Consider the following 2,199-nt stretch of genomic DNA (forward strand, 5'->3'; position numbering starts at 1 on the left):
CATCCAGCACGATGCCTAATTCTTTTGCTTCATCCGCTTTGATTACACGACCAGTTAACGTCAGTTCTGCGGCACGTTGATAGCCAATCAGACGCTGCAGGAACCAGGCACCGCCATCACCCGGGATGATCCCCAGATTGACAAAAGTCTCACCAAACATTGCTTTGCTGGATGCAATGCGGATGTCGCACATGCATGTCAGGTCAAAACCTGCGCCAATGGCAGGTCCGTTGACGGCCGCAATCACCGGGATTTCTGCTTCAGACATTGCCAGTGGGATGCGCTGGATGCCGGCGCGATATTTCTCCTGCACTTCATATACATCGCCGCCAAAAGCGGCATCTTTATGCTCAGTGTCCCGCAGTTGCATCTCTTTGATATTACCACCCGATGAGAACGCGCTGCCGGCACCGGTCAACACCAGAACGGACACTTCCGGGTTGCGGTTCGCCCACGCGACTGTAGTGCAGATATCGTCGATCAGGTTGCAACCGGTCAGGGCATTGCGCAGGTCATCGCGGTTGAAGGTTAGAAGCGCGACACGATCTTCGAGTGTCAGCGTTGCATCTGAAAGAGAGGGATATGCCGGGATGCTGGCCATAAAAACATTTCCTTGGTTTTTGTTTTTCTAAGGTGCACAGCATAAGTGATTATGTGGCATGGGTCTAAGGGAAAGTACTTATTTTGGGTGTGGGTATGTGCTTCAAATCGTAGCAATACTAGTGTGCATCGCTTTACCAATTGATCAATTTTGATGCACTTTTAGTGACTATGGAGACTGAAGGTTTTTCGAAAAATAATAATAACCCATAGATTTGAATGAGTTGGAATGCTTTTGAGCATAGTGGCATGGCTGATGCTTTATCTTATACAGAGAATCAGATAGCGGGCACTGCGTTGAAACTCAGTAAAAATAATAACGTGCAGGCCTTGAGAAAGATAAACAGTTCACAGTGGGTGATGGCTATGCCAGTTGCAAGAATTGATCTGCTGGAAGTATGCAGCGAAGAACAGAAAGCGCGATTAGTACGCGATGTGGAACAGGCGATCAGCGATGCGATTACAGTGCCCGTAGAGCGGGTGAAAATTGTCTTGATTGATCAGACACTGATGGGTACAGGGGGTATGGATGCTAATGCCCATTGACGTACGCCATAAAAAACGCCGCGACACAGCGCGGCGTTTTTAACAGGGCGGAATACTTAGTATTTGTAACCCACGCCAACCATGTAAACCCAAGGGTCAATTTCAACAGTACCAATATCGGCACCGTTCAGGCTGGCATCAGAATCGATATCGATGTACCAAACCGCGGCGTTCAGCACAACGTTATCAGACACTGCGTAATCAACCCCAGCCTGTGCTGCCAGACCCCAGGAATCGTCCAGTTTCAGATCACCCAGTGTGCTTTCTTCAGAGAAGAACGTGGTGTAGTTCACACCTACGCCAACGTAAGGCTGTAGCGCTGATTGGGTATCCATCGGGTAGTACTGCAGAGACAGTGTTGGTGGCAGGTGTTTAGTGTCACCAATCTTAGTGCCGTTCGCGGTGATGTCGTGTTTGAACGGTGTTGCTGCCAGCAGTTCCAGGCCTAGCTTATCCGTCAACATATAAGACGCGGTGATGCCCAGCTGTTCGTTGTTGCCCAGACCTCCATTCAGAGTATCCAGCGTGCTTCCTGCTTCCATGGTTTCAGTCGGCTGTACAGACGCTACACCTGCGCGAACGATGATGTCACCCGCTTCATATGCGGATGCTGCGGAAGAGGCTGCCAATACTACGGCACCGATAAGGGTAGATACGGCTGTTTTATTCATGAGTGCGCTCCATAGCGGTAATGCTTAATTCAAGTTGGGGGCATTTAACCACTGGAACCGTGTGGTTTTATTGATCTGGATTCGAGGTTTTTAGCTGTAACTTCCACAGGAGCGTGGTTCTTGTCATATGTCAAGAAAGGTGATTTGTTGACTCTAAAAATCATTTTTAAATCATAAAGTTAGACTACATCAATGAATGCTGATATAGCGTGTGCATTGCAGCAATTTGGGCGAGTCTGCAGTGTGGATTGGCGTGAATGTTGAGGGGTATTTATTGTAGTTAGTAATCGTAATTAGAGATGAACTGTCCGTTTTAGTCCTGAATATTGGAAGTTCTTACCGTTGGCGCACATTGTAGCGTATGCCAAGGCACAAAAAAGAC

General features: G+C 48.2%; 3 protein-coding genes. 1 reads left to right on the plus strand and 2 read right to left on the minus strand.

The window, feature by feature from the left end:
• A partial coding sequence (locus tag ABYW01_RS19935; protein ID WP_372836165.1) for an enoyl-CoA hydratase-related protein occupies positions 1-601 on the minus strand: 601 nt, incomplete at its 3' end.
• 365 nt (positions 602-966) lie between these two features.
• Here ABYW01_RS19935 and ABYW01_RS19940 point away from each other — a divergent pair.
• Positions 967-1,146, plus strand: coding sequence for a tautomerase family protein (locus ABYW01_RS19940; RefSeq protein WP_372836166.1), 180 nt, complete (start codon positions 967-969; stop codon positions 1,144-1,146).
• A gap of 56 nt (positions 1,147-1,202) precedes the next feature.
• On the opposite strand, the gene ABYW01_RS19945 is transcribed toward ABYW01_RS19940, so the two are convergent.
• The gene (locus ABYW01_RS19945) at positions 1,203-1,817 is read right to left on the minus strand and encodes an OmpW family outer membrane protein (protein ID WP_372836168.1); all 615 of its coding nucleotides are present in this window, start codon (positions 1,815-1,817) and stop codon (positions 1,203-1,205) included.
• Positions 1,818-2,199: the final 382 nt, after the last annotated feature.

Source organism: Pontibacterium sp. (genome assembly GCF_041587635.1).
Classification (GTDB): domain Bacteria; phylum Pseudomonadota; class Gammaproteobacteria; order Pseudomonadales; family Balneatricaceae; genus Pontibacterium.

Bases quoted from the DNA above. Each gene is read 5' to 3' on its own strand.
- ABYW01_RS19940 (WP_372836166.1), top strand. From the start codon at position 967: ATGCCAGTTGCAAGAATTGATCTGCTGGAAGTATGCAGCGAAGAACAG.
- ABYW01_RS19945 (WP_372836168.1), bottom strand. From the start codon at position 1,817: ATGAATAAAACAGCCGTATCTACCCTTATCGGTGCCGTAGTATTGGCA.